Genomic DNA, 23,997 nt, shown 5'->3' on the forward strand with positions numbered 1-23,997 from the left:
CGCCGGCGCAGCAACGAAATGGAGTCGCAGATGTCCGCAGACATGGCCGAAAACACCCGCACCGCCCGTTTGATGACCCTTCCCGGGGTGTACGCCCCCCAACACGACACCCGCCTGCTCATGGCCGCGCTGAACCGGGAGGCCATCGGCCCGGGCACCGAGGTCCTGGATGTCGGCACGGGCAGCGGCGCCCTCGCTCTGCACGCGGCGCAGCTGGGTGCACGGGTCACGGCCGTGGACGTCGCGTGGCGGGCCCTGATGACCGCCCAGCTCAACGCGCTGCTGCACCGCCGGCGCATCACCGTGCAGCGGAGCGATCTGCTCTCCGCGCTGCCGGGCCGGTCCTACGACCTGGTGATCTGCAACCCGCCCTATGTGCCGTCGCCCGTGGCCGGACTCCCCGTGCGTGGTGCCGCCCGGGCCTGGGAGGCCGGGCGGGACGGCAGGGCGGTCCTCGACCGGGTCTGTGGGACCGCCCCGGCCGCGCTGCGGCCCGGGGGCCGTCTCCTCCTGGTGCACTCCGGCCTGTGCGACAGCGACGTAACCGTGCGGCGGCTCTCGGACGCCGGGCTGCAGGCCCGTGTCACCGACCGCGCCTTCGTGCCACTCGGGCCTGTCATGCGGTCCAGACTGCGCTGGCTGCGTGAGACGGGGCTGTTGGACGAGGGAGACATGACGGAGGAGCTGGTGGTCATCCGTGCCGAACATGCCTGAGCAGCCTTGCAGGATCACCCTCGGAGACGAGGGCCCCCTTCTGGTCGAAGGGCCCGTGGAAGTCACCTGCGCGGACGGCAGCGTGGCGGTCTCCGACCGGTTCGTCGTAGCCGTCTGCATGTGCCGGCGCAGCCGGATGTATCCGTGGTGCGACACCAGCCACCGACGCCGTACGCGGCCCGGCGAGGAGCCCCGCCGCTCGGCGGAATGATGCCGTTCACCCGCCGTCCCGGAGCCGCGTCGGCGTCGCCCCGCGCAGTCGGCGGGCCATGGCCCGCAGCCGGGGGTGGCGTTCGTGGGCCTCGGCCGAACTGCGGTCCAGCTCTTCGGCCAGGCGCTCCGTGCGCTTGTCGATGTCGAGTTCGTCGAGGATGCGGTCCACCTCCGCGAGCAGTGCACCGTGCAACTGCCACTGTCTGGGATGTTCCTGGACGTCTTCGAGCAGGAGATCCGCCACCCGGTCGCGCGTGGTGCGGCTGCGGGCGAGTGCGTCGGCCAGGCGCTCCTCCGCCTCCTCGCCGCTCTCGGCCATCGGTGTGGTGATCATCAGCGCGAAGCCCTCGATGGCGTCGGACATGTGTCCGAACAGTTCTCTGAGATCCGTGGCCACGTCCTCGGGGAAGAGTGTTTCCTCGGTGCGCGCCTTGGCAAGGTCGGTGAGGGTCCGGGTCAGGACCCGCAGCACCACGGCACAGATCTCCAGCGTGTCGAGCCCGGTCCGCAGGACGACACGGTGGAGCAGCCCCTGCCTGACGCGGGGGTTGAGCATCAGGCTCTCCTCGGCCTGCCGCAGGGACGCGTCGACCTCCACGATGTCGTGGTCAAGGCGGCGGGCCTCGTGGAGGCGCGCGGCGGCCTCCCGTACGGGGTGGTTTCCGCCGATCTCCTCGCCCAGGGCCCGGAACATCTTGCCCATCCGGTCTCCCAGGCCGCCGATGGAAGCGCCCGCCGACTCGACCCAGACGGGCGGTGCCAGCAGGAGGTTGAAGAGCAGGCCCACCCCCGCACCGATCAGGGTTTCCAGCACTCGCTCCCAGGCGGTGGTGGCGACCTGCGCGACGCCGAGGACCAGCATCGCGCTGATGGCCACCTCGGGCACGAATTCGTTGACCCGTACCAGCCGTCCGATCAACAGGGAGGTGAAGATCGTGAGCCCGAGGCTCCACCAGCTCAGACCTACCAGCGAGCTGAATCCGCTGGCGATCAGGACCCCGACGACGACGGCGTTCACACGCCGGATGCCGGTGGTGAGCGTGGCGTAGAGCGTCACCTGCACCACGAGAAGAGCGGTGAGGGGGGCCGTGAGGGGGGCGGGGTGTGGTGCGGGCAGGACCGTCTGGGCCACAGCGAACGCGATGACCGCCGCCGCCGTCGACCGCAGCGTCTGGGCCGCGGCCGGCTCGGTGGTGCGCTGGACGAGTTTGACGACGGGCTCGGGCGTGGAAACTGCAGGCATTCCTTGACGGTGCCCCGAATATCGGTCCCTCAGCGCTTCGAGGACCGGCCGGACTCCTTACGGACGTACGCGTGCGCCCATGGGCATCGGTCTCGCGGTCCCGGCCGGTTGGAGAGAAGGTGGAGTCATGGCTATCTCACTTACGCCCCCTGGGGAGACGCCTCCCGCCGAGGGCTGCATAAGCGAAGCACACGTCGAGCGCGCCGACGGGGGGATCTGGGAACACCCCGTCTTCTGGGCGGCCATGATCCTGCTCGGTTCACTTGTCGTCGCCGGGTACTTCATCGCGCGCATCTTCGGATTCACGTGAGCGCGCGCAAAACCCTGGACTCGTTGCTTGAGCGGCACGGCAGCACGTTCGCGGCCGAGGCGGGCATCCGGCTGCGCGACACTCCCCAGCCCTTGTACCAGCTCCTCGTCCTGAGCCATCTTCTGAGCGCGCGGATCCGCGCGCAGGTGGCGGTGGCCGCGGCGCGGGCTCTCTTCTCGCACGGGCTGCGCACTCCGCGCCGTATGGCCGACGCCACGTGGCAGGAACGCGTCGACGCGCTGGGCGAGGGCGGCTACCGCCGGTACGACGAGCGGACGGCGACCCAGCTGGGTGATGGCGCCCTGCTGCTGCTCGACGCGTTCGGCGGGGACCTGCGACGCCTGCGGGGAGAGGCCGACGGTGATACGGAGTCCATCCGCGCGGGGCTTCGCCGGTTTCCCGGGATAGGGCCGGCGGGCGCCGACATCTTCCTCCGCGAGGTGCAGACGGTGTGGCCCGAAACGGCGCCGTACCTCGACGCCAAAGCGCTGCAGGGCGCCGAGCGGCTCGGCCTCCCCACCACGCCGGACGCACTCTCCCGGCTGGCGGAGGACCTGGACCCGGCCGTGCTCGCCGCGGCCCTGGTCCGGGGTGCGCTGGACAAGGGCTGAGCCCGCTCAGCCGGTGGGCCGGCGCTTGCCCGGCTTGACGGAGCGGCCTTCCACGAGCGCGCGCCTGATCTGTGCCGCGGCGGCTCGGGCGTGACCCGAGGTCGCCGTACGGTCGGCCACCGACGTGACGAAGCGGTGGGTCGGGCGCAGACACTGGCCGCACGGCGTGTCCGTGGTGATCAGGTAGCCGTCCTCGCACTGGGGGTTCGCGCAGTGGCCGGGGCTCACGAGCGCTTCGGCGATCTCCTGGGGCGCCCAGCGGCGCCGGCCGTCCTCGTCCTTCTCGTGGAGAGCGTGCGACCAGCGGACGTTCCACCGGCGTTCGAGACGCTCCAGGAGCTGGTCGGGGGTGCGGCGGACGAGTTCCCGGTGGATCAGGTCGTGCACCGTGCGGGGGTGGCGGTGACCGAGTGCCTGGACCAGCGGCTGCGGAAGGGCCTGAAGGATGTACGAGACCGGGTCGCCGCCCGCGCGCTCGCGCCACCTGCGGCAGGGGCAGGGGCCCTCGGCCGGCAGCGCCCGCTGACAGCGGCCGCACCGGCCCCGGCATTCCGCGCAGAGCCCGTCGTCGAGCCCGTCCACGTGGGGTGCGGGGGCCCGGCCGCAGTCACGGCAGCAGGCGGCGCAGGGGCCGCAGAGCCGCTCGTCGCCGAGCTTCGTCGTCCACTGCCGCTGCTGGCAGCGGCAGCACAGGGAGTTGTTGCAGTACTCGTGGTGAGCGGCGCCCGAGTGTCGTCCGGGGGGCGGGAATGACATTGGTGCGTTCTCCAGGTGCGTGGCCGGGGCCGGTGAGGTCCGAGCCATGTCGACGAAGCGCGCGCAAGGGCCCTCGCACGACGGTATCGCCTCGTGCGGGCCCATGCGGCGCTCTGCCACGTTCGGGTCGACATTGTCCCGCACCCGGAGGGTGGGTGGGATCAGGGCCTCAGGCCGCTGACGACGTCGGCGGTGGCCGTGATCCCTTCGTGGATGGTGGGAGCCATGCTCGTACTCGCGAGAAGGAATCCCAGCAGGGCGCAGACAATCGCGTGCGAGATCTTGAGTCCGCCGTTCCGCAGGAAGATCGTTGCCAGGATCAGCAGGAGCAGCACCACTGAGATCGAAATGGCCATGGCCAACCTCCTCCGCCGCGCCGGATTTGCGGCATTCGGCCGCCAGTGTGGCGCAGCGGGAAGGCCGTTCGGCGCACTGGCGTGTCCGCCGAACGGGTGTTCACGCACGGTGACCGGAGACGGTGCGGACGCCGGTCAGCCGCTTCGGCGGCTCCTGGGGCCGCGTCGGCGGAGGAATGTCTCGAGCCCCGCCAGATCGTCGGTGTTGAGGTGGTCGACGTCCGCGGCGACGAGCTCGTTCCAGACGGCGTCGCGTTCCGGGCCCGCGACGTCGGGCGTGCCCCAGAAGCGGACCCGTTGTCCGCCCGCGTGGGCGGCCGAGACCAGGGTGCGCAGTCTGTCCCTCTCGGCTGCGGGGAAGGGCCCGGCCCCCCTCCAGCTGAAGTTCGTGGCCCAGTTGGCGCTGACGAGCGGGATGAAGGAGGCGGGAGCCGCGGTGCCGAGGTCCTCCGGCCGTCCGTCGTAGAAGGCGTACCGAGTGGTCTGCGCCTCCATCGGGACGCGGGCGGCCCGGTCTCCCGAGATGACCGGGGTGACCGCGCCGGTACGGACCCGGCCGTGGACGGAGCGGGTGAGGATGTGGCGGTAGCGGCGGAGTACCCGGTCGAGCGCGAGGTAGGCGGCGGCGCCGTCGGCCTTGATGTCGATCAGTAGTTGCAGCGGCGCGGGGTGTCCGCCGTGGACGGAGCCGTGGTTGGCGCGGACCCGGGCGAGCAAGGGGTCGAGGTACAGCGAGACGAGGGTGCGGGTGGGGTCGAGGGTCTCGGCCTCATGGGCGACGAGCAGTTCGCCGTCGACGAGGAAGATGTCCGCCTCGACGCTGGTGAAGCCGTGCCCGAGCGCATCGCGCAGAGGACGCGGATGCAGGTAGTCGTTGTGCGCGTGGGCCCTGGCCAGCGGGCGAGGGCCGCTGGGGCGACCGGTCGCGGTGGGTCCCGCGGCGGCTGCCTGGGCGGGGATGAGAGCGCCTGCGGCGGCGGTGGCGAGGGCGGTGGTGACGACTCTGCGACGGGTCAGGTGTGCCATGGGGGTCTCCCTGAAGCGGTCGGACGGGCAGAGCGGGCGGGGGGACGCGACGATTATGGAGGCGCTGATCCACAGAAAGGCAGGTACCTGCCAAGAGTTGGAACGGCTGTCGTCCGCGCGTCGGCTGCGCTGCGTCTGCTGTTCCCCCGCCCACCGCTCCGGAGAGCCGGACACGACGTGCGGGGGCGCGTTCTCACGCGCCCCCGCAGGTGCCTCACGGAGCGGGGAGCTCCACCAGCCCGGCCACGGTCTCGCGGTGGCGTCCCGCGGTGCCGTACGCGATCGAGTCGGCCTTGGCCCGCTTCAGATACAGGTGCGCGGGGTGCTCCCAGGTCATTCCGATCCCGCCGTGCAGCTGGACACATTCCTCCGCCGCGTTCACCGCGACCCTGGAGCAGTAGGCCTGCGCCACGGCCACCGCGAGGGGGGCGTCCGGGCTGCCCGTCGCGAGCGCGTCCGCGGCGTTCCGGGCGGCCGCACGCGCCGACACGACCTCCAGCCAGAGCTGGGCCATCCGGTGCTTGAGCGACTGGAACGAGCCCACCGGCCTGTTGAACTGGTGGCGTTCGCGGGTGTGCCGGACGGTCTCGGTCAGGCACCACTCGGCCAGCCCGAGCTGCTCGGACGCGAGCAGTCCGGCACCGGCCAGCAGGCCCTTGCTCACGGCCGCGGCAGCGGGACCGGCGTCCGCGAGCAGGGTACCGGCGGCTCCGCTCAGGGTGACCGTGGCGAGCGGGCGGGTCAGGTCCAGCGGGACGAGCGCCTGTACGGCGACACCGTCCCCGCCGGTCTCCACCGCGTACAGGCCGTCCGCGGTGGGCACCAGCAGGACGTCCGCCGCCTCCGCCTCGGCGACGCCGGTCACGGTCCGCTCCAGGGTGCCGGTCATCGCCGCGGCTCCGTCGGCGGGGGGCGTGGAGAACGGCAGGGCGAGTACGGCGACCTTGCGGCCCGCCGCCAGCTCGGCGAGGAGCCCGGCGACCGGGCCGTCACCGGCGCCCAGGGCGAGGAGGATCTCGGTCGCGACGACGGCGCTCGTCAGGTACGGCGCCGGGGCGACACTGCGGCCGAGCTCCTCCAGGACCACGGCGGCCTCCCGGTGGGTGGCCCCCTGGCCGCCGAGCTTCTCCGGGACCAGCAGTCCGGCTGCTCCTATCCCTGCGGCGAGCGATTCCCACAGGCGCAGGTCGTACGGCGTGTCGGACTCGATCCCGGCGATCACCGCCGGCGCGTCCGCCCGGCCGGCCAGCAGTGAACGCACGGCGGACCGCAGGTCCTCCTCGGCTTCCGAGTAGAGCAGGTCGGGTGCCTGGGCGGCTTCGGTCTGTGCGGTCATCGGGCAAGATCCTTCCAGGCGACGTCCTTGTCGTTACGCGGCTCGACGGGCAGACCGAGGACGCGCTCGGCGACGATGTTGAGCAGGACCTCGCTCGTACCGCCCTCGATGGAATTGCCCTTGGACCGCAGATACCGGTAGCCGGCGTCGCGGCCGGTGAAGTCGACGATCTCCGGGCGGCGCATGGTCCAGTCGCTGTACAACAGGCCTTCGTCACCCAGAAGTTCGACCTCGAGCCCGCTGATCTCCTGATTGAGGCGGGCGAAGGCGAGCTTCATGCCGGAGCCCTCGGGGCCGGGCTGTCCGGCGACGAGCTGCTGGCGCAGCCGCTCACCCGTGAGCCTGGCGACCTCGGCCTCCACCCACAACGTGAGCAGCCGCTGGTGGAGGTCGTGGGTGCGCAGCGCCGGCTGTTCGCGCCAGGTCCTGGCCACGGTGCCGATCATTCCGCCCTCGCGGGGAATGCGGGCTCCGCCGATGGAGACGCGTTCGTTCATCAAGGTGGTCTGGGCGACCTTCCAGCCGTCGCCCACCGGACCGAGGCGCCTGCTGTCCGGGATGCGTACGCCGGTGAGGAAGACCTCGTTGAACTCGGCCTCACCGGTGATCTGGCGCAGCGGCCGCACCTCGACACCGGGATCGGTCATGTCGCAGATGAAGTAGCTGATGCCCTGGTGCTTGGGGACGTCAGGGTCGGTGCGGGCGATCAGGATCGCCCAGCGGGCCACGTGGGCGCTGGACGTCCAGACCTTCTGCCCGTCGACGACCCAGTCGCCCCCCTCGTCCCTGACGGCACGCGTACCGAGCGCGGCCAGGTCGGATCCGGCGCCGGGCTCGCTGAAGAGCTGGCACCACACCTCCTCGCCCACCCACAGGGGCCGCAGGAAGCGCTGCTTCTGCTCCTCGGTGCCGTAACCCAGGATCGTGGGGGCGGCCATGCCGAGGCCGATGCCGATGCGGCGTGGATCGTTGTCGGGGGCCCCGGCGGCGGCGAGTTCGGCGTCGACGACGGGCTGCAGGGAACGCGACGCGTCCAGTCCGCCGAGGCCGACGGGGTAGTGGACCCATGCCAGGCCGGCGTCGAAACGCGCCTGGAGGAAGTCGGTGCGGCCGGTGGTGGCCGGCGGGTGAGCGGCCAGCAGTTCCTGGGTCCGGCGGCGGATCTGCGCCGCGTCGATGGCGGTGCTCATCGGGCGCCCCCTGACGGCAGGACGACGATTCGGCCGGTGCTGGTGCCGTCGGCGACGCGCTGGACGGCTCGCGCCGCGTCGGCCATGGGGACCCGCTCGCTGATCAGCGGCTTGACCACTCCTTGTGCCGCCAGCTTCGTGAGCTCGTCGTGACAGGCCCTGACAGCGGCGGGGTCCTTGGTGTTGTACAGACCCCAGTGGAGTCCGACGATCGAGTAGTTCTTCACCAGGGCGTGGTTGAGGCCGGGCGCGGGGATGTCGCCGCTCGCGAAGCCGACGACGAGCACACGGCCCTCGAAGGCGATGCACTTGACGGACTTGGCGTAGGCGTCACCTCCGACCGGGTCGTAGACGACGTCAGCTCCTCGTCCGCCCGTCGCCTCCTTCACCGCCGCGACGATGTCCTCGCTCCGGCGGTCGATGACCACGTCGCAGCCCAGTTCGCGGGCGATCGCCGTCTTCTCGGGGCCGCCGGCGACCCCGATGACGGTGGCGCCTGCGGCCTTGCCGAGCTGGATGGCCGCACTGCCGACGCCGCCCGCGGCCGCGTGCACCAGCAGCGTTTCACCGGCCTGCAGGTGGGCACGGCGGTGCAGGCCGAACCAGCCGGTCTGGTAACCGACGTGCAGCGCGGCGGCCTCCGCGTCGTCCAGGGCGTCGGGAGCCGGCAGCAGGGCCGCCTCGTCCGCGACGACGTACTCGGCGAAACCGCCCTGCGGAAGTGCGGGGGTGGCGAGCACCCGGCGTCCGTCCTCCGTCTCACCGCAGATCTCCACTCCGGGGGTGAACGGCAGCGGAGGCCTCACCTGGTACTGGCCGCGGCAGAGCAGCGCGTCGGGGAAGTTGACGTTCGCCGCGCGCACCTTGAGAAGCACCTGCCCCTCCCCGGGGGTCGGCAGATCCGTCTCCTCGAGCTCCATCACCTCGCTGGGCTCGCCGTTCCGGTGCACTCGCCATGCCTGCATGAGGGGCCTCCACAACACTGTCGGCATTACCACTGCTCCGCCGCATACTAAGCGGTCGCTTGCCCGTCTGGGAACCCTCGCGCCGGACGGCCCGGACTCGTTCAGGAGCGCTTCGGCTTGGCCCTCACGTGCATCCGTTCCCCCTGCGGCCCGAAGAGACTGAGGAACTCGACCGGCTCGTCGTCGGCGGGGCCGAACCAGTGCGGGAGCCTGGTGTCGAACTCGGCGGCCTCTCCTGGGGCCAGGACCAGGTCGTGCTCGGCGAGCTTGAGCCTCAGCCTGCCGTTGAGCACGTACAGCCACTCGTACCCCTCGTGGGTGCGCTGCTCGGGCACCTCGGTGCAGGATGCCTCCTGTATGACCTTGTACGCCTGAAGTCCCCCGGGCCGGGCGGTGAGCGGCAGAGAGGTCTTCGCGCCGTGCACGATCGGCTTCGCCTTGACCCTCGGGTCGCCGACCGGAGGCGCCCCGACGAGATCGTCGAGCGGCACCTCATGGGCCCGGGCGATGGGGAGCAGCAGCTCCAGACTGGGACGCCTCCCACCGGATTCCAGGCGGGAGAGGGTGGAGACGGAGATGCCGGTGGCCTCGGAGAGTCCTGCGAGCGTCACACCACGGTCCTTGCGCAGCCGTCGCAGCCGCGGGCCGACCCCGGTGAGTACGGCGTCGAGCGCGGGGGCGCCCTCGTTCTGTTCCTTCATGCCGTCCATTGCAGAATCAGCAATCCTGTTTGTCAATCGGATGCCCACCCGAGGTGCCTGGACCCACCAACCGGACGCAGCCGACGGCCGGGGATCCGGGCTACGCTTCCGGACGGTCAGCGGGCGAAGACCTCGAAGGTGACGGCCGGGCGGCCGCCGAAGCGCTCGGCGGCCGCCTCGGTGGTGCCGGCGAGGAACGTACGGCAGTACGCCTCCGGGTCCTCGTCCGTCAGCACCTCGATATAGGTACGGTGCGCCAGCAGCGACCGGACGGAACGCTCGAACCCCGGGGTCGCGTCGACCGCGTGGGTGGGCCGGTCCGTGCCCGCCACGGCGACCCAGCGCACCCCGTCCCACGGCTCGAGTCCCTGCTCACCCAGCTCGGGGAAGATCCAGCGGTTTCCCGCATCGCCCGCGGCGTCCAGGGTGGCCCGGCCGACCGCGCGATGGTCCGGGGTGTTCCACGCCACGCCGCCCCAGGTGTCGCGATGGTTGAGGGTGATGAGCAGTTCGGGCCGGTGACGGCGGATGGCGGCGGCGATGTCGCGTCGCAGGGCCGTGCCGTACTCGATGACACCGTCCCGGTGATCGAGGAACTCCACGGCGGCGACGCCTACGGCCGCCGCGCTCGCCCGCTGTTCCCGCTCCCGCAGCGGCGCGCACTCCTCAGGGGCGATCGTGTCGATCCCGGCCTCGCCTCGGCTCGCCAGGAGATAGGTGACCTCACGCCCTTCGTCGGTCCAGCCGGCCACGGCCGCGGCACAGCCGTACTCCAGGTCATCGGGGTGTGCGACCACCGCCAGCGCACGGCGCCAGTCCGTGGGCATGGGCTCCAGCTGCTGCGTCATACGCGGCAGGCTATCCAGCCGACGAGGGCGGACGGGTGAATTCCGGAAGCGGTTCGGGGCAGGGGGCAAGGAGTTGCTCCGGTCGGACGTGCCGGAGACCCGCCACGTCCAACCGGAGACCATACCCCCGGGGGTATCATCACCGTCCGGGGTGCCGGAGTGCGCACGACCCCGACCGCCTCCGCTCCGGCGACCGAAAGGAAAAACCGCTCATGATAAGCCCCGCCTCCCTCTCCCCCTCCGAGGCCGCGACCCGGCTGGAGGAGTTCACGGTCATCGACGTGCGGGCCCCCGGCGAATACGCCTCCGGGCACGTGCCCGGTGCTCTGAACGTTCCGCTCGACCGGCTGCCCCAAGCGGTGCCCGCCCTGAAGTCCGCCTCCGCACGAGGCTCACTGCTGGTGGTGTGCGCCTCCGGCGTGCGGTCCACCAGGGCGTGCGAGATCCTCGCCGACGCCGACATAGCCGCCGTCACCCTGACCGGCGGTACCTCCGCGTGGGAGGGCGACGGGCACGAACTGGACCGGCCGGTGGGCGCCCGCGCGACCTGGCCGATGGAGCGCCAGGTGCGCCTCGCCGCCGGTTCGCTGGTGGTGGCCGGACTGGTGGCCGGCCGACGCTTCCCGGCGGCACGCTGGCTGTCCGCAGGCGTCGGTGCCGGTCTCGTCTACTCCGCGGTGAGCAACACCTGCGGCATGGCCGCTGTCCTCGCGAAGCTCCCGTACAACCGCGCGTCGCATTCGGCGGCCGGCCTGGACGCCACGCTGGACGCCCTCCAGGGGTGACCGCGAAACGCTAGCGGTCGCTCTCGCCGCGTACGAGAGCGAGCAGCCGGTCCAGCACGTGGGGGCCGCCGGCCCGCACGCCGTCGTGCTCGTACTCGCTGGTCACCCAGGTGCGCAGCCCTCTGATCGCGGAGGCGGTGCGCAGCGCGTGGGCGGTGTCCACGTACATGTCGTCGCGATAGACGGCGGCGGCCACCGGAACCTCGTTCGCCTCGAGCCGCTCGGCGTCGTACAGGACGGGCCAGTCGGTTCGGGCGGCGAGCAGCTCCGCCGTCTCGCGCAGGGGGCGCAACGCGGGGTCGACGTCGAAGTGCCAGGGATGGATGCTCTCCCCGGTGAAGAGCACGGGGCCGTCGCCCGCCAGCGCGGCTGCGGCGTCGAACTGGGGGAACTCGGCGCGGACCCGCTCCGCCGCCCAGTCGGTGGGCCGCGCGCCCTGGCCGTAGATCGCCTCGTGCATCAGGGCGTACAGCGGGTGGCCGGCGAACGAGGTGGCGGCGCGCATGGCCTCCTGGAAGGCGTCGGACAGCTCGGTGCCGTGCGGGCCTTCGACGAACGCGTTCTCCAGAAGGTAGTGCAGCTGGTGACTGCCGTTGCCGGCGCCCAGCATGATGCCGAGGGACTGGAACCCCTCGGCTGTCAGCGTGTGCCCCGCACTGTCCGGCCGGTGCTCGGCCAGGTACGCCGCGATCGCGCGGGCACGGGCGACGTCCTGCGGGTAGCGGGAGTAGTGCGCGGCGACCTTCCGCTCGATCCGCGGGTACCCGGCCCGGTAGACGTCGTCGGCATGCGCGTCCAGCGAGGGCAGTCCACCGGTGATCAGGACGGCTTCGAGTCCCTCCGGCGCGGCCGACAGATAGCGGACGGCACAGAAGCCGCCGAAGGACTGCCCCAGGACGGTCCAGGGCGCGCCGCCCGTGAGCCGGGGGCGGATCAGTTCGCAGTCGCGGACGATGCTGTCGGAGCGGAAGTGGGCGAGATAGTCGGCCTGCTCGCGCGCACCGCCGCGCATCGGCAGGGTCTGACGGTTGGCGGGGGTGGACAGGCCGGTGCCACGCTGGTCCAGGAGCAGCACACGGAACTCCCGCACCGCCCGCTCCAGCCAGGCCTCCGCGCCGACGAAGCGGCGGGCTCCGAAGCCGGGGCCTCCTTCGAGGTAGACCAGCCAGGGCAGGCCCTCGGCGGCCTTACCGCTCGCCACGGCTTCGCGGCCGAAGATCTCGATCGTCTCGCCGCCCGGATCGTCGTGGTCGAGGGGGACCGTGAACCGTCGGTCGGTGAGGACGAGGCCGGGCTGGCGATAGCTGTGCAAGGGAACTCCTGTGTCCGGTGTTTCCCGGACAGTCCAGCACATCCCGATGCCCCGGCCGGTCGCGGCCCGTGTGCGCCTCACCCCGGCAGCTCCTACGGTGCAGTCATGACCCGGTTCGAGCAGGTCGGCCGAGGTCCGTCCGGCCGCCACGACGCGAGGGCCGGCCCGCCCAGCGCACCTGCGCGGCCGGCCGGCAGCGCACGCCGTGCGGGGCGCCGGGAGGACGGCGCCGCGTGCCGGGGCCGGCGCACATGCGCATGTCGGACCTCTGCCGAAGCAGCCTCCCGGCGACCCGCAGCACGACGCGGGTACCGCCGTAGGGGGCGGGGCGAGGTTCCCCGGCGTCCCGGCCCCGACGGAACCGACGCGGAAGGAGCGGCAGATTTGACCTGCGTTTGCCATTAACCCGCGTGTGCAATTATTGTTGACGCCAGTAACCATCGTACGCAGATCGGCTCGGCCCGACACCACGAGAGGCATCACCATGTCCACGGTCCCCACCGTCACGCTCAACAACGGCGTCACGATTCCGCAGCTCGGCTTCGGTGTCTTCCAGGTCCCCGACGACGAGACCACCGCGGCGGTCACCGACGCGCTGGAGGCGGGATACCGCTCCATCGACACCGCCGCCGTCTACGGCAACGAGGCTGGCGTGGGCCGGGCGCTGGCCGAGTCCGGCCTCGCCCGCGAGGAGTTCTTCGTCACGACGAAGCTGTGGAACGCGGACCAGGGCTACGACTCCACACTCGCCGCTTTCGACGCGAGCCTCGCGAAGCTCGGCCTCGACCACGTGGACCTCTATCTCATCCACTGGCCCACCCCGGCCCGTGAGCTCTACGTCGACACCTGGCGCGCCCTGGAGAAGCTGCTGGCCGACGGCCGGATCCGGGCCGCCGGTGTCTCCAACTTCCAGCCCGCGCACCTGCGCCGTCTGCGGGAGGAGAGCTCCCTCGTGCCCGCGGTCAACCAGATCGAGCTCCACCCCGGGCTCCAGCAGAGCGAGCTGCGCGCCGTGCACGCGGAGTCCGGCATCGCAACGGAGGCCTGGAGCCCGCTGGCGCAGGGCGCCCTGCTGGACGACGAGGTGATCGTCTCCCTCGCCGGACGCCACGGGAAGACACCGGCCCAGGTGGTTCTGCGCTGGCACCTTCAGCTCGGCAACGTCGTGATCCCGAAGTCGGTCACGCCCGCACGTATCCGGCAGAACATCGACGTCTTCGACTTCGAGCTCTCGGACACCGACATGGACGCGATCGCGGGTCTGGACCGCGGCATGCGTACGGGGCCCGACCCCGACACCCTCAACTGAACCTCGCCGCGGAGTCGTTCGCGGCCGCCGGCCGATCGGATCCGGGCAGGCGCCCTGCGCCTGCCCGGCCGCCGTTCCCGCACGCGTGAAGCGCCTTCGCGCCGGCTACCGCCCTCGCCGGTAGCTGCTGCCGTCCCGGGGCCGTTCCAGCAGTCCGGCGACGACGAGGTAGCGGCGCAGGGCCGAGCAGTCCTCGTGCACGGTGAGCAGCGCCTCGTTGACCTCGCGCTCCGTGTAGACGCGGTCGCGCTCGAAGAGCGTGTGCGCGAGATGCACCAGCAACTGCTCGCGGCGGGCGGGCTTCCGGGGTATCGCCACCAGGCGCCCGCCCGAGAAGAGTGCGGTCACCTGGCGCGAAGCGCGGAGTTCCGTGTCGGACATGCCGGGAGCCTCGCAGGAGCCGTCCCGTCGGGCAACGCGTTTTCTCGCGATCCGAGAGCTGGTTGACGTTCGGGCTGACCGTCGTACGGTGTGACCATTCATTCACCCCCGCGACATGAGGCGGTTCCGCATGGCCCTCTTCGATCTGCCCCTCGATGAACTGCACGCCTACCGCAGCCGGTCGGTGGAGCCGGAGGACTTCGACGCGTTCTGGTCGGCCACGCTCGACGAGGCCAGAACCCACGACCTGGACGCCCGCTTCGAACGGTGCGCCGGCCTCGGGCTCGTCACCGTGGAGGTGTACGACGTGACGTTCGCCGGCTTCGGCGGCCACCCCGTCAAGGGCTGGTTCGTCATACCGGCGGGCACCACGGAGCCGCTGCCGGTGGTCGTCGAGTTCATCGGATACGGCGGAGGGCGGAGCCTGCCCCACACACATCTGCTCTGGGCCTCGGCGGGCATGGCCCACTTCGTGATGGACACCCGGGGTCAGGGCAGCGGCTGGGCACCGGGTGACACCTCGGACCCGGTGGGCTCGGGCCCCTCGCTGCCCGGATTCATGACCCAGGGCATCGAGGACCCTGCCACGTACTACTACCGCAGGGTGATCACCGACGCGGTACGCGCGGTGGAGGCGGCCCGTTCGCATCCGCTGGCCGACGCGTCGCGCACCGCCGCGATAGGCGCGAGCCAGGGCGGCGGTCTCGCCCTCGCGGTCGGCGGGCTGGTGCCCGACCTGGTGGCCGTGGCACCGGACGTGCCGTTCCTGTGCGACTTCCCCCGGGCGACCCGGATGACCGACCGCAAGCCGTACCGCGAGATCGGCGACTACCTCAAGACGCACCGGGGCAGGGCCGAACAGACGGACAGGACCCTCGCCTACTTCGACGGGGTCCACTTCGCCGCGCGGGGGCGGGCACCGGCCTTGTTCTCCGTGGCCCTGGAGGATCTGACCTGCCCGCCGTCCACGGTTTTCGCCGCGTTCAACGCGTACGCCCACTCCGACAAGGAGATCGAGGTCTACGACTTCAACGACCACGAGGGCGGCGGCCCGTTCCAGCACGCGGTGCAGCTCACGAGGCTGCCGCGACTGCTGAAGGCCTGACGGACGCATGACTCGGACCCCTTGACCTGTCTCGCGCGCGGAGCCTAGGTTTCCCGGAGAGAAAGCGCTTGCTGTCCGGTGAGTGCCCGTATCTCCACCTGAAGGGGTGTTTGTCACGACCAGCAATCCTTCGCACCGGGAACCGGTGCGGGTCGCGATCGTCGGCACGGGTGCCATCGCGCGTGGCAGCCATCTGCCCGCGCTGACCGCACTCGCCTCCGGTCAGCCGTTGGAGATCGTCGCCGCGGTCGACGTCGACGCGGCATCGGTCGAGGCGTTCTGCGCCGATGCGGGGATCGCCCACCCGTACACCGACCTCGACCGGATGCTCGCCGAGCAGCGCCCGGACCTGGTCACCCTCGCCACCCCGCCCCGGTTCCACCGCGACCAGACCGTGGCCGCGCTGCGTGCCGGGGCGTGGGTGTGGTGCGAGAAGCCCCCCTGCCCCTCGCTGGAGGATTTCGACGCCATCGAGGCGGAGGAGGGGGCCCAGCAGAACGGCCCGTACGCGGCGATCGTGTTCCAGCACCGGTTCGGATCAGGTTCCCGCCACGTCCGGGAACTGCTCGCCACCCAGGCCATGGGACGGCCGCTGGTGGCCCACTGCCAGACCACCTGGTACCGGGACGAGGCGTACTACGCCGTCCCCTGGCGCGGCGTCTGGAGCAGCGAGGGCGGCGGCCCCGCGATGGGACACGGCATCCACCAGATGGATCTGCTGCTCGACCTGATGGGGCCGTGGGCGGAGATCCGCGCGATGGCCGGGCGACTGGTGCACGACGTGGAGACGGAGGACGTCTCCACCGCGCTCATTCGTTTCGAGAACGGCGCGATGGCCACCGTCGTGAACAGCGTGCTCAGCCCGGACGAGGTCAGCCGGATCCGGATCGACTGCGAGCGCGCGACGGTCGAGCTGACCCACCTGTACGGACATCGCAACGCGGACTGGCGGATCACACCCGCTCCCGGGATCACGTCCGAAGAGGCGGACGCCTGGCGCGGCTTCGGGCCTGACGTGCCCAGTTCGCACGAGGCGCAGCTCAGAGGCCTGCTGGAGGACCTGCGAGCCGGACGCCGACCGCGGAGCAGCGGCGCGGACGGCCGCAAGAGCCTCGAGCTGGTCACCGCTCTGTACAAGGCGGCCTTCACCGGGGGCACCGTACGGGCGGGCGAGATCGGACCCGGCGATCCGTACTACGCCGCACTGCACGGCAACGCCGCCGGCTGGGCGCCGGAGCGGGAAGTACCCGCGGAGGTGCCGGCATGACCAGGGCCGTGGAACTCGTCCACCGGCACGGCGACCACCTCTCCGTCACCGCGACGGCGAGCGGGGTCGAACTGCTGCGTTACGTCTACCGCGCCGAGGACGCGTGGGAGGCCCCCAAGCCGTACATCCATCCCTTGCGCACACTGTCCGGCCAGGTGGTGACCGGGTACCGGCCCAACGACCACCGATGGCACAAGGGGTTGCAGATGACGGCCTCGCATCTGTCGGGGGCGAATCTGTGGGGCGGCAACAGCTACGTGCACGGCGAGGGGTACCTCGCCCTGCCGGAGCGCGTCGGGTCCATGACGCACGCGGGTTTCGACGAGGTGTCGGTGCACGACGGCGGGGTCCGGCTCGCGGAGCGGCTGACCTGGCATCCGCACAGCGGGGAGGTCTGGGCCGAGGAGACGCGTCGCATCGAGGTGCACGACATCGATGACGTGGCAGGCAGCTGGGCGCTGACCTGGTCGTCCGCGGTCACCAACCGGCGCGAGGAGCCGCTGCGGTTCGGCAGCCCGACGACGCACGGCCGCCCGGACGCGGGGTACACCGGCCTTTTCTGGCGGGGGCCACGTGCGTTCCGGGACGGGCGGATCATCGGTCCGGACGCCGAGGGACCGGAGATGATGGGGCAACAGGCCCCCTGGCTCGCGTTCAGCGGTGAGCACGACGAAGCAGACGGGCACGCGACGCTGGTCTTCGTCCACTCCCCCGGGAACGACCACACCGGCGCGGCCGGTGAGCATCCGGCGCACTGGTTCGTGCGCAACTCCCCCTTCGCGGCCGTCGCCCCCTCGTTCGCCTTCCACGAGGAACTGGCACTGGCCCCGGGGGCGACTCTGACCCGCCGTTACCGGGTGCTGGTGGCCGACGGGGCCTGGGACCGCGACCGGATCGCCTCCGCGGTCGGCGGACTCCCCTGGTAACGGCCCGACCCAGCTCGCCGGTCCCCGGGCAGGCGCGCGCGACGCCCTCCGGAAGGCAGCGACGCTCTCGACCCGTCCGCCCGTCCCGTCCCGGCGGGTGGACGGACGGGCGGAGCGGTGTCGCGCTCCACCAGGGCGTCGCGCACCGCTGCGCCGTCCGCGTCCGCGCCCGGCGGGCCCATCGGACTCTCCGGCCGGCCGGAGTATCCGCACCCCCTCCGGGCAGTCACGGACCCGCCCCTCGCCGCCGGCTCAGCTCTTCCCGGCAGGGGAGAGGACGAAGACCGGGATCTCCCGGTCGGTCTTCTCCTGGTAGTCGGCGTAGTCGGGGAACGCGTCCACGGCGCGACTCCACCACAGGGCCTTCTCCTCCCCCGTGACCTCGCGGGCGACCATGTCCTGCCGTACGGTCCCGTCCCGCAGCTCCACCGCCGGGTCGGCTCGTACGTTGTAGTACCAGACGGGGTGCTTGGGAGCGCCGCCGAGGGAGGCGACCACGGCGTACTCGCCGTCGTGCTCGACCCGCATGAGCGGCGTCTTGCGGAGCTTTCCGCTCTTGGCGCCCCGCGTCGTCAGGAGGATGACGGGCATGCCGCGCAGAGTGGTCCCCTGCGTTCCGCCGGAGCTCTCGATGAGCTCGACCTGCTCACGGACCCACGTCGTCGGGCTCGGCTCGTACTCGCCCTCGATCGGCATGGCTCATGTCCTCTCGTCGAAGTGCTGCGGTCGTGTGCCCATGATGGCTCCGGCACGGCCAGGGAGCGCGCAGGGACACCGGCACAGCCTGCCCGCCACGCGCCGTCTCAATCCCTGGACAGCCGTGAGACGGCTGGGCGGGGTTCCCCTCACAGAAACCAGCCCCTTTAGGGCGCATATCTCCATATATTTCCGAATTATCACCTCGCCCCGCTCCAGGGACTCCCGGGAACAGGCCGTACCGTGGGGGCAGCGGAGTAAGCCAAGCCTTACCCCGCTGCACTCTGCCCGTGGTCGTCCGCCCTAAGGAACAACACTCCATGACACGCCCCGTCCGCGTCGCCATCGTCGGAGCCGGTCCCGCCGGAATCTACGCAGCGGACGCGCTTCTCAAGTCCGAGGCCGCCCAGGAGCCGGGCGTATCGATCGACCTGTTCGAGCGCATGCCCGCCCCCTTCGGCCTGATCCGGTACGGAGTGGCTCCGGACCACCCGCGGATCAAGGGCATCGTCAAGGCGCTGCACCAGGTCCTGGACAAGCCGCAGCTGCGGCTGTTCGGCAACGTCGACTACCCCAACGACATCGGCCTGGACGACCTGCGGTCCTTCTACGACGCCGTGATCTTCTCCACCGGCGCCGACGCCGACCGCGCCCTCGACATACCCGGGATCGAGCTCGAGGGTTCCTACGGCGCCGCGGAGTTCGTCGCCTGGTACGACGGGCACCCGGAGGTTCCGCGCACCTGGCCGCTGGAGGCCGAGAAGGTCGCCGTGCTCGGGGTCGGCAACGTGGCCCTGGACGTCGCGCGCATCCTCGCCAAGACGGCGGACGAGCTGCTTCCGACCGAGATCCCGGCGAACGTCTACGACGGGCTCAAGGCGAACAAGGCCCTGGAGGTGCACGTCTTCGGGCGGCGCGGGCCGGCCCAGGCCAAGTTCAGCCCGATGGAGCTCCGGGAGCTGGACCACTCGCCGAACATCGAGGTCATCGTGAACCCCGAGGACATCGACTACGACGACGGATCGATCGCCACCCGGCGGGAGAACAAGCAGGCCAACATGGTCGCGTCCACCCTGGAGAACTGGGCCATCCGGGACGTGGGCGACCGTCCCCACAAGCTGTTCCTGCACTTCTTCGAGTCTCCGGTGGAGGTCGTCGGCGACGACGGCCGCGTCGTCGCGCTGCGCACCGAGCGCACGGAGCTGGACGGCACGGGCAACGTCAAGGGAACGGGCCGCTACACGGACTGGGACGTGCAGAGCGTCTACCGTGCTGTCGGCTACTACTCGGAGGAGCTCCCGAAGCTGCCCTTCGACGTGGTCTCCGGCACCGTCCCGCACGCTGCCGGACGCGTACTGGCCGGTGACGAGCCGATGCCTTCCGTGTACGTCACCGGGTGGATCAAGCGGGGTCCGATCGGCCTGATCGGACACACCAAGGGCGACGCCAACGAGACCGTGGCCTGCGTGCTGGAGGACCACGCCGCCGGCCGGCTGCCCGCGCCGACGCAGCCCGCGCCCGACGCCGTCGTCGACTTCCTGGAGCAGCGCGGTGTCCGGTACACCACCAAGGAGGGCTGGCACCGCCTGGACGCCCACGAGCAGGCGCTCGGCGCCGAACAGGGCCGTGAGCGCATCAAGGTCGTCGACCGCGCGGCCATGCTGGACGCGTCCGGGGCCTGACGGCCGACGAGCCGCCCCCCGCGCCCCTGTCATCCCTGCCCGAGGGGTGGCAGGGGCGCGGTGCTTGTCCGGGGCCGCGCGTAGGCTCCGAGGACGACGCGTGCCCGAGTACCGGGCACTCGTAGAGGCGGCCTGGGCAGCGGGCGCTCCGCGGCCTCCACCCCCTTCACCAGCCACCGGACGCACTCCGCTTCTCCACCAGCGCCCGCCCTCGCCTGCCGTCGTCCCGATGCGCCTGGACGCACACCCAGGCGCGTGGTTCACCGTCAGCACCCACCACAGGGGCGAAAAAGCCCTCGCGGAGACCTCGGCCCCGCAGGAGTCGGTGGACGCAGCAGTACACCGCCTGCCCCAGCGCCGCGGCCCCGTGACGCCGGATCGAGGACGGCGCGCGGGAGCTGCTCACCGAGCGCCGGCGCGCGGGACCTGGCGGTGCGCCCGCGCGCTCGCCGTGAACGGAACGCCGGCTTCCCGAGGCCGTAGACTCGCCGGATGGCCAAGTACTTCGATGTGCACCCCGAAAACCCCCAGCGCCGCACCATCACCAACGTGGCCGAGAGCATCCGGTCCGGGGCACTCGTCGCGTATCCGACGGATTCCTGTTACGCGTTGGGATGCCAGCTGGGCAGCCGCGACGGGATCGACCGCATCCGGTCGATCCGGAACCTCGACGACCGTCACCACTTCACCCTGGTGTGCCAGAACTTCGCGCAGCTCGGCCAGTTCGTCCAGGTCGACAACGACGTCTTCCGCACGATCAAGGCGGCGACACCCGGCAGTTACACCTTCATCCTTCCCGCGACCAGAGAAGTGCCGCGGCAGTTGCTGCACCCCAAGAAGAAGACCGTCGGCGTCCGGATCCCGGATCACACCGTCACGCAGGCACTTCTGACCGAGCTCGGTGAGCCGCTGCTGTCGAGCACGCTGCTCCTGCCGGACGAGGAGGAGCCGCTGACGCAGGGCTGGGAGATCAAGGAGCGCCTCGACCATGTCGTGGACGTCGTGCTCGACTCGGGCGACTGCGGCACCGAGCCGACCACCGTCATCGACTTCTCCGGCGGCGAGCTGGAGGTCGTACGGCGAGGAGCGGGCGACCTGACCCGTTTCGAGTAGGGCACCGCCCGCACGGTCACTCCGCGCTTCCGGCACCCCCGCTGAGATGCGCGCACCCCCGGGTGCCTGGTTCGGTGGAGGGGTCCGCTCCGCCCAGTGCCAGGGAGTGATCATGAGCGAGTCAGATGACGTCCGGAGCCGTCTCCAGCAGATGCGCGGCGAGGCCGAGGATCTCGAGAAGGCCGCCGAGCAGGCCACCGACCCCGCGGAACGCCGACGCCTCCAGGACGAAGCCCACCGTCTCGAATCCCAGAGCGTGCAGGTCAGCGGCATGGCGAGCGGGGACATCTACCCCATGGAGTAGACCGGGGAGCGCGGCTGCGGGCCGAGGTCCCACTTGCCTCCACCGGAGCGGCATGTTAATACCGGAACTGAGGTGACATGCGGTGGATGCGCGGAGGGCGGGGCACGGGCTTCCCCTCCCCCGCCCCGCTCTCCGCCCGCGCTCCGCGAAGGGGAACCGGTGACGTACATGAAATGGCATGAGTTCCTGGAGGCCGTCCAGGAACGCGGCGCTTATCCCTCGGCCATGGAGGCGGAGCGCGCGTCCCGCGTGGTGCTGGCGCTGCTCGGGGCACATCTGGTCGGCGAGGAGCGCAACGAGTTGGCCGCCCGGCTGCCGGAGACCTTCGCGCTCATCCTCCTGAACCCTCTCCAGGCTGCCGAGCCCCTCAGCTCCGAGCGTTTCGTGCGCGCGGTATCCGCCTGGATCGAAGGCGCGAGCGAGCAGACCGCGGCCTGGGACACCGGTGCCGTGCTCAGCGTGGTGGCCGACGCCTCGGGTGAGGAACTGCTCGAACGCCTCCTGCTGCAGCTGCCCCCTGGATACGATCTTCTTTTCGGCCACCCCAACAGCGGCTGACCCTCAGCCCAGGCCGGCGATCCGCGCAAGCCGCCGCATCGAGTCCACCAGCGCCTCACGGTCGTACGTGCTCGTGGTGACCAGCACCTCGTCGGCGCCGGTCTCCTCGATCACCAGCTCGAGTCCGGCCCTCACCCTGTCCTCGGTCCCCGCCAGGTGTCCTTCCAGCCCGTTCTCGAACAGCCTGCGCTCCTTCTCGGTCATGGCCAGCGCTTCGATCCGCTCCGCCGATACCAGCGGCGGGAAGGACCCGTGGGTGCGCGAGTACGCCATGGACCAGGCCTCGGGGACCAGCAGTCGCCGCGCCTCCTCCTCGGTGCCGGCGACCGCGACGGTGCCCGACACGATCACATACGGCTCCCGGCCCCACGCGGAGGGGCGGAACCCGCTGCGGTAGACGTCGACGGCCCGCATCAGCTTCTCGCGGCCGCGGAGATCGCCGACGACGAGGGGCAGGCCCGCCGCCGCCGCGACGGCGGCGCCTTCACCGGTCGCCAGGACGTACGGGGGTACGCGCAGCCCCTCGGCAGGACGGGCGTGGACCTGAGGGTGGGCCTGCTGGGTGCCGTCCAGCCATCCGAGGAGTTCGGCGAGCTGCCCGGCGAAGGCGTCGGCGTCCTGCCTGTCCCGGCCGAGGGCTCTGCGGATCCCGTCGGTGAAGCCGACCGAACGCCCCAGGCCCATGTCGATCCTGCCCGGGAAGAGCGAGGCGAGAACGCCGAACTGCTCGGCCACGACGAAGGGCTGATGGTTCGGGAGCATCACCCCGCCGGTTCCCACCCTGATGGTGGAGGTGGCGGCCGCGACGGCAGCGGCCAGCACGGTCGGCGCCGAACCGGCGACGCCGGGCACGCTGTGGTGCTCGGACACCCAGAAACGGTGGTACCCGAGGGCCTCGGCCGTGGCGGCCAGTGTCACGGTGTCACGTAGCGCCTGCGGGCCGTCGTGCCCCTCGCGGGTGCGGGAGCGGTCGAGGAAGGAGAACCGGGTCGTTGCGATGGAAGAGCTCACTCCCGGTTCAACGCCGCGGGCGCGCCGGGATTCCCCGCCGGCGTCCCGGGACACCCGCAGGGCCCGCGGGGGGCGCGTCTTCCCCCTCGGCGGACAGTGCATGGCCTGCCCGCTGCCCGCTCATCCGCGAGCCTGTGGACTTCTGAGCGTGGACTTCCGGGCTGCCGAGGCGCGTCCGTGATGAGGCCGGGCCGGCTCCGGGCGCGGGCTCCGGTCAGCTTGTCGCGGTCCACGGTCCGGCGGGCCTCTCCCTGGTGGCGGCCGACGTGCCGCGGCTGGGCGGACGCCGGGATCACCCGGGGTGTGCCTGATCTCCCGCTCGAAGCCTCCCGGCCGTTCGGGACCGGTGATCCCGCCCTCGCCCCGGCCGGTTCTCAGCAGGTCCGGAACACGTGGCCCTTCTCCCCCGCGGGGAGCACATCGAGGTCACGCAGAACAAGGGAGATCCTGTCGCCCCAGGCGGAGCAGCTCTCGTCGAAGCCCACATCACCCTCGCCCTCGTACTCGATCGCGAAGACGCGGTCGGCATACGTGTCGGCGTAGGCGTCGCATTCGTCGAACTGGGCGCATTCCTCCGTCACCGCGAAGTCGAAGCCGATCTCGGCATGCCGGTCGAGCAGGTCCGTGGTGTTCTTCTGCCCGATCGCAAGGCCGTCGCTGTGCGCCCTTGACGCCAGCGTCCCGGCGAAGGCGGCGTTGTGTTCCTTCGTCAGCTTGCCCTTCGAACGTTCGAAGGAGTCGAGGTTGTCCGGCTCCACCGCCTGGAAGCCGCTCTCGGCGCAGCCGTCGATCCAGTCCCCGACGATCTCCGCGAGCTGAGCACGCCGGGCGGCCGTCGAGGTGTCCAGGAGGACTTCGTCCCAGCCCTCGTCGATGATCAGCTCCCCGTCGCCGTCACGCAGCAGGAGAGAGGGGTGGGTGTCCTGCCACCACTCCAGTGAGCCGGGCTGCGTCTGGAAGGCGTTGACGTAGCAGACGTTGTACAGGCCGGGGGCCGGCTCGTCCTCGCGGTCGCGGGACACCGCCCGCACTCCGTCAGGCGGTTCGTAGCCCTCGCCGATCTGATAGTCGAACCGCATTCCGGCCGTCGGCAGGAGCACGTCGGCGGCCTTCGTCCTCCGTTGCCCGGGCTCGGCTCCCCCGGACGCTCCGCCCCCGACGGAACAGCCCGCCAGAACACCCGCCCCGAGGGCGGAGACCAGGCCCGTGGCCACGGCGGCCACCACGCGCCTGTGGCGGAAGAACGGGGAATGGGCGCGGCCGGCCACACGTACTCCAG

27 protein-coding genes are annotated in these 23,997 nt (G+C 71.4%); 13 read left to right on the top strand and 14 right to left on the bottom strand.

Features of this window, described 5'->3' with window-relative positions:
* Positions 1-30: 30 nt before the first annotated feature.
* Together OO67_RS20100 and OO67_RS20105 are read left to right on the top strand one after the other, a co-directional pair.
* On the top strand, positions 31-714 hold the full coding sequence (locus tag OO67_RS20100; protein ID WP_033302539.1) for a HemK2/MTQ2 family protein methyltransferase: 684 nt from the start codon (positions 31-33) through the stop codon (positions 712-714).
* A complete protein-coding gene (locus tag OO67_RS20105) occupies positions 698-925 on the top strand; it encodes a CDGSH iron-sulfur domain-containing protein (RefSeq protein WP_078598120.1) in 228 nt (75 codons plus the stop codon). Before OO67_RS20100 ends, OO67_RS20105 begins: the two co-directional genes overlap by 17 nt.
* A 6-nt stretch (positions 926-931) precedes the next feature.
* On the opposite strand, the gene OO67_RS20110 is transcribed toward OO67_RS20105, so the two are convergent.
* Complete coding sequence (locus tag OO67_RS20110; RefSeq protein ID WP_033302373.1) at positions 932-2,170, bottom strand: FUSC family protein; 1,239 nt, start codon at positions 2,168-2,170, stop codon at positions 932-934.
* A 127-nt stretch (positions 2,171-2,297) separates the two neighbouring features.
* Here OO67_RS20110 and OO67_RS20115 point away from each other — a divergent pair, with 127 nt between their 5' ends.
* Together OO67_RS20115 and OO67_RS20120 are read left to right on the top strand one after the other, a co-directional pair.
* Entirely contained in the window at positions 2,298-2,480 is a 183-nt protein-coding gene (locus OO67_RS20115; RefSeq protein ID WP_033302375.1) for a DUF6480 family protein, read from the top strand.
* Complete coding sequence (locus OO67_RS20120) at positions 2,477-3,091, top strand: hypothetical protein (RefSeq protein WP_033302377.1); 615 nt, start codon at positions 2,477-2,479, stop codon at positions 3,089-3,091. Before OO67_RS20115 ends, OO67_RS20120 begins: the two co-directional genes overlap by 4 nt.
* 6 nt (positions 3,092-3,097) lie before the next feature.
* Here OO67_RS20120 and OO67_RS20125 read toward each other — a convergent pair whose 3' ends face one another.
* From OO67_RS20125 to OO67_RS20160, 8 genes are all read right to left on the bottom strand, one after another.
* Positions 3,098-3,847, bottom strand: a complete 750-nt coding sequence (locus OO67_RS20125) for a hypothetical protein (RefSeq protein ID WP_033302378.1) — start codon at positions 3,845-3,847, stop codon at positions 3,098-3,100.
* A gap of 161 nt (positions 3,848-4,008) precedes the next feature.
* On the bottom strand, positions 4,009-4,203 hold the full coding sequence (locus OO67_RS20130) for a hypothetical protein (RefSeq protein ID WP_033302380.1): 195 nt from the start codon (positions 4,201-4,203) through the stop codon (positions 4,009-4,011).
* 135 nt (positions 4,204-4,338) lie between these two features.
* On the bottom strand, positions 4,339-5,229 hold the full coding sequence (locus tag OO67_RS20135; protein WP_033302381.1) for a phosphatidylinositol-specific phospholipase C/glycerophosphodiester phosphodiesterase family protein: 891 nt from the start codon (positions 5,227-5,229) through the stop codon (positions 4,339-4,341).
* A 214-nt stretch (positions 5,230-5,443) separates the two neighbouring features.
* Positions 5,444-6,565: an acyl-CoA dehydrogenase family protein gene (locus tag OO67_RS20140; RefSeq protein ID WP_033302382.1), complete on the bottom strand. Its 1,122-nt coding sequence runs from the start codon at positions 6,563-6,565 to the stop codon at positions 5,444-5,446.
* Positions 6,562-7,755: an acyl-CoA dehydrogenase family protein gene (locus tag OO67_RS20145; protein WP_033302384.1), complete on the bottom strand. Its 1,194-nt coding sequence runs from the start codon at positions 7,753-7,755 to the stop codon at positions 6,562-6,564. The genes OO67_RS20140 and OO67_RS20145 overlap by 4 nt, the downstream gene beginning before the upstream one ends.
* Complete coding sequence (locus OO67_RS20150; RefSeq protein WP_033302385.1) at positions 7,752-8,720, bottom strand: NADPH:quinone oxidoreductase family protein; 969 nt, start codon at positions 8,718-8,720, stop codon at positions 7,752-7,754. The genes OO67_RS20145 and OO67_RS20150 overlap by 4 nt, the downstream gene beginning before the upstream one ends.
* 101 nt (positions 8,721-8,821) lie before the next feature.
* Positions 8,822-9,430, bottom strand: a complete 609-nt coding sequence (locus OO67_RS20155) for a helix-turn-helix domain-containing protein (protein WP_382055895.1) — start codon at positions 9,428-9,430, stop codon at positions 8,822-8,824.
* Positions 9,431-9,537: 107 nt separating this feature from the next.
* Positions 9,538-10,269, bottom strand: a complete 732-nt coding sequence (locus OO67_RS20160; protein ID WP_033302387.1) for a PIG-L deacetylase family protein — start codon at positions 10,267-10,269, stop codon at positions 9,538-9,540.
* A gap of 212 nt (positions 10,270-10,481) precedes the next feature.
* Here OO67_RS20160 and OO67_RS20165 point away from each other — a divergent pair, with 212 nt between their 5' ends.
* Positions 10,482-11,054, top strand: coding sequence for a rhodanese-like domain-containing protein (locus OO67_RS20165; RefSeq protein ID WP_033302389.1), 573 nt, complete (start codon positions 10,482-10,484; stop codon positions 11,052-11,054).
* Positions 11,055-11,064: 10 nt separating this feature from the next.
* Here the strand turns inward: OO67_RS20165 and OO67_RS20170 are convergent, their stop codons facing one another.
* Entirely contained in the window at positions 11,065-12,366 is a 1,302-nt protein-coding gene (locus OO67_RS20170) for an alpha/beta fold hydrolase (protein ID WP_033302391.1), read from the bottom strand.
* 484 nt (positions 12,367-12,850) lie between these two features.
* On the opposite strand from OO67_RS20170, the gene OO67_RS20175 reads away from it, so the two are divergent.
* The gene (locus OO67_RS20175) at positions 12,851-13,675 is read left to right on the top strand and encodes an aldo/keto reductase (protein WP_033302393.1); all 825 of its coding nucleotides are present in this window, start codon (positions 12,851-12,853) and stop codon (positions 13,673-13,675) included.
* A gap of 105 nt (positions 13,676-13,780) precedes the next feature.
* On the opposite strand, the gene OO67_RS20180 is transcribed toward OO67_RS20175, so the two are convergent.
* The gene (locus OO67_RS20180; protein WP_033302395.1) at positions 13,781-14,056 is read right to left on the bottom strand and encodes a DUF2087 domain-containing protein; all 276 of its coding nucleotides are present in this window, start codon (positions 14,054-14,056) and stop codon (positions 13,781-13,783) included.
* A 130-nt stretch (positions 14,057-14,186) separates the two neighbouring features.
* Here OO67_RS20180 and OO67_RS20185 point away from each other — a divergent pair, with 130 nt between their 5' ends.
* From OO67_RS20185 to OO67_RS20195, 3 genes are all read left to right on the top strand, one after another.
* Positions 14,187-15,161 (top strand): acetylxylan esterase, encoded by a 975-nt coding sequence (locus OO67_RS20185; RefSeq protein WP_033302397.1) that lies wholly within the window; start codon positions 14,187-14,189, stop codon positions 15,159-15,161.
* 106 nt (positions 15,162-15,267) lie between these two features.
* Positions 15,268-16,428, top strand: coding sequence for a Gfo/Idh/MocA family protein (locus tag OO67_RS20190; RefSeq protein ID WP_033302399.1), 1,161 nt, complete (start codon positions 15,268-15,270; stop codon positions 16,426-16,428).
* Positions 16,425-17,354 (top strand): DUF6807 domain-containing protein, encoded by a 930-nt coding sequence (locus OO67_RS20195; protein ID WP_033302400.1) that lies wholly within the window; start codon positions 16,425-16,427, stop codon positions 17,352-17,354. The genes OO67_RS20190 and OO67_RS20195 overlap by 4 nt, the downstream gene beginning before the upstream one ends.
* A 252-nt stretch (positions 17,355-17,606) precedes the next feature.
* On the opposite strand, the gene OO67_RS20200 is transcribed toward OO67_RS20195, so the two are convergent.
* A complete protein-coding gene (locus tag OO67_RS20200; RefSeq protein WP_033302401.1) occupies positions 17,607-18,050 on the bottom strand; it encodes a nitroreductase family deazaflavin-dependent oxidoreductase in 444 nt (147 codons plus the stop codon).
* 320 nt (positions 18,051-18,370) lie between these two features.
* Here OO67_RS20200 and OO67_RS20205 point away from each other — a divergent pair, with 320 nt between their 5' ends.
* The 4 genes from OO67_RS20205 to OO67_RS20220 all read left to right on the top strand — a co-directional run bounded on the left by OO67_RS20205 (position 18,371) and on the right by OO67_RS20220 (position 21,707).
* Entirely contained in the window at positions 18,371-19,732 is a 1,362-nt protein-coding gene (locus OO67_RS20205; RefSeq protein ID WP_033302402.1) for an FAD-dependent oxidoreductase, read from the top strand.
* A 492-nt stretch (positions 19,733-20,224) separates the two neighbouring features.
* On the top strand, positions 20,225-20,845 hold the full coding sequence (locus OO67_RS20210) for an L-threonylcarbamoyladenylate synthase (protein ID WP_033302404.1): 621 nt from the start codon (positions 20,225-20,227) through the stop codon (positions 20,843-20,845).
* A gap of 112 nt (positions 20,846-20,957) precedes the next feature.
* Complete coding sequence (locus tag OO67_RS20215; protein WP_033302541.1) at positions 20,958-21,149, top strand: DUF6381 family protein; 192 nt, start codon at positions 20,958-20,960, stop codon at positions 21,147-21,149.
* A 168-nt stretch (positions 21,150-21,317) separates the two neighbouring features.
* Positions 21,318-21,707, top strand: coding sequence for a DUF2267 domain-containing protein (locus OO67_RS20220; RefSeq protein ID WP_033302542.1), 390 nt, complete (start codon positions 21,318-21,320; stop codon positions 21,705-21,707).
* Positions 21,708-21,710: 3 nt separating this feature from the next.
* Here the strand turns inward: OO67_RS20220 and OO67_RS20225 are convergent, their stop codons facing one another.
* Both OO67_RS20225 and OO67_RS20230 read right to left on the bottom strand, forming a co-directional pair.
* Entirely contained in the window at positions 21,711-22,718 is a 1,008-nt protein-coding gene (locus OO67_RS20225; RefSeq protein ID WP_033302543.1) for an MsnO8 family LLM class oxidoreductase, read from the bottom strand.
* Positions 22,719-23,092: 374 nt separating this feature from the next.
* Positions 23,093-23,986: an endo alpha-1,4 polygalactosaminidase gene (locus tag OO67_RS20230; protein ID WP_033302405.1), complete on the bottom strand. Its 894-nt coding sequence runs from the start codon at positions 23,984-23,986 to the stop codon at positions 23,093-23,095.
* Positions 23,987-23,997: the final 11 nt, after the last annotated feature.

The sequence above is a fragment of the Streptomyces atroolivaceus genome (assembly GCF_000717025.1).
Lineage (GTDB): Bacteria > Actinomycetota > Actinomycetes > Streptomycetales > Streptomycetaceae > Streptomyces > Streptomyces atroolivaceus.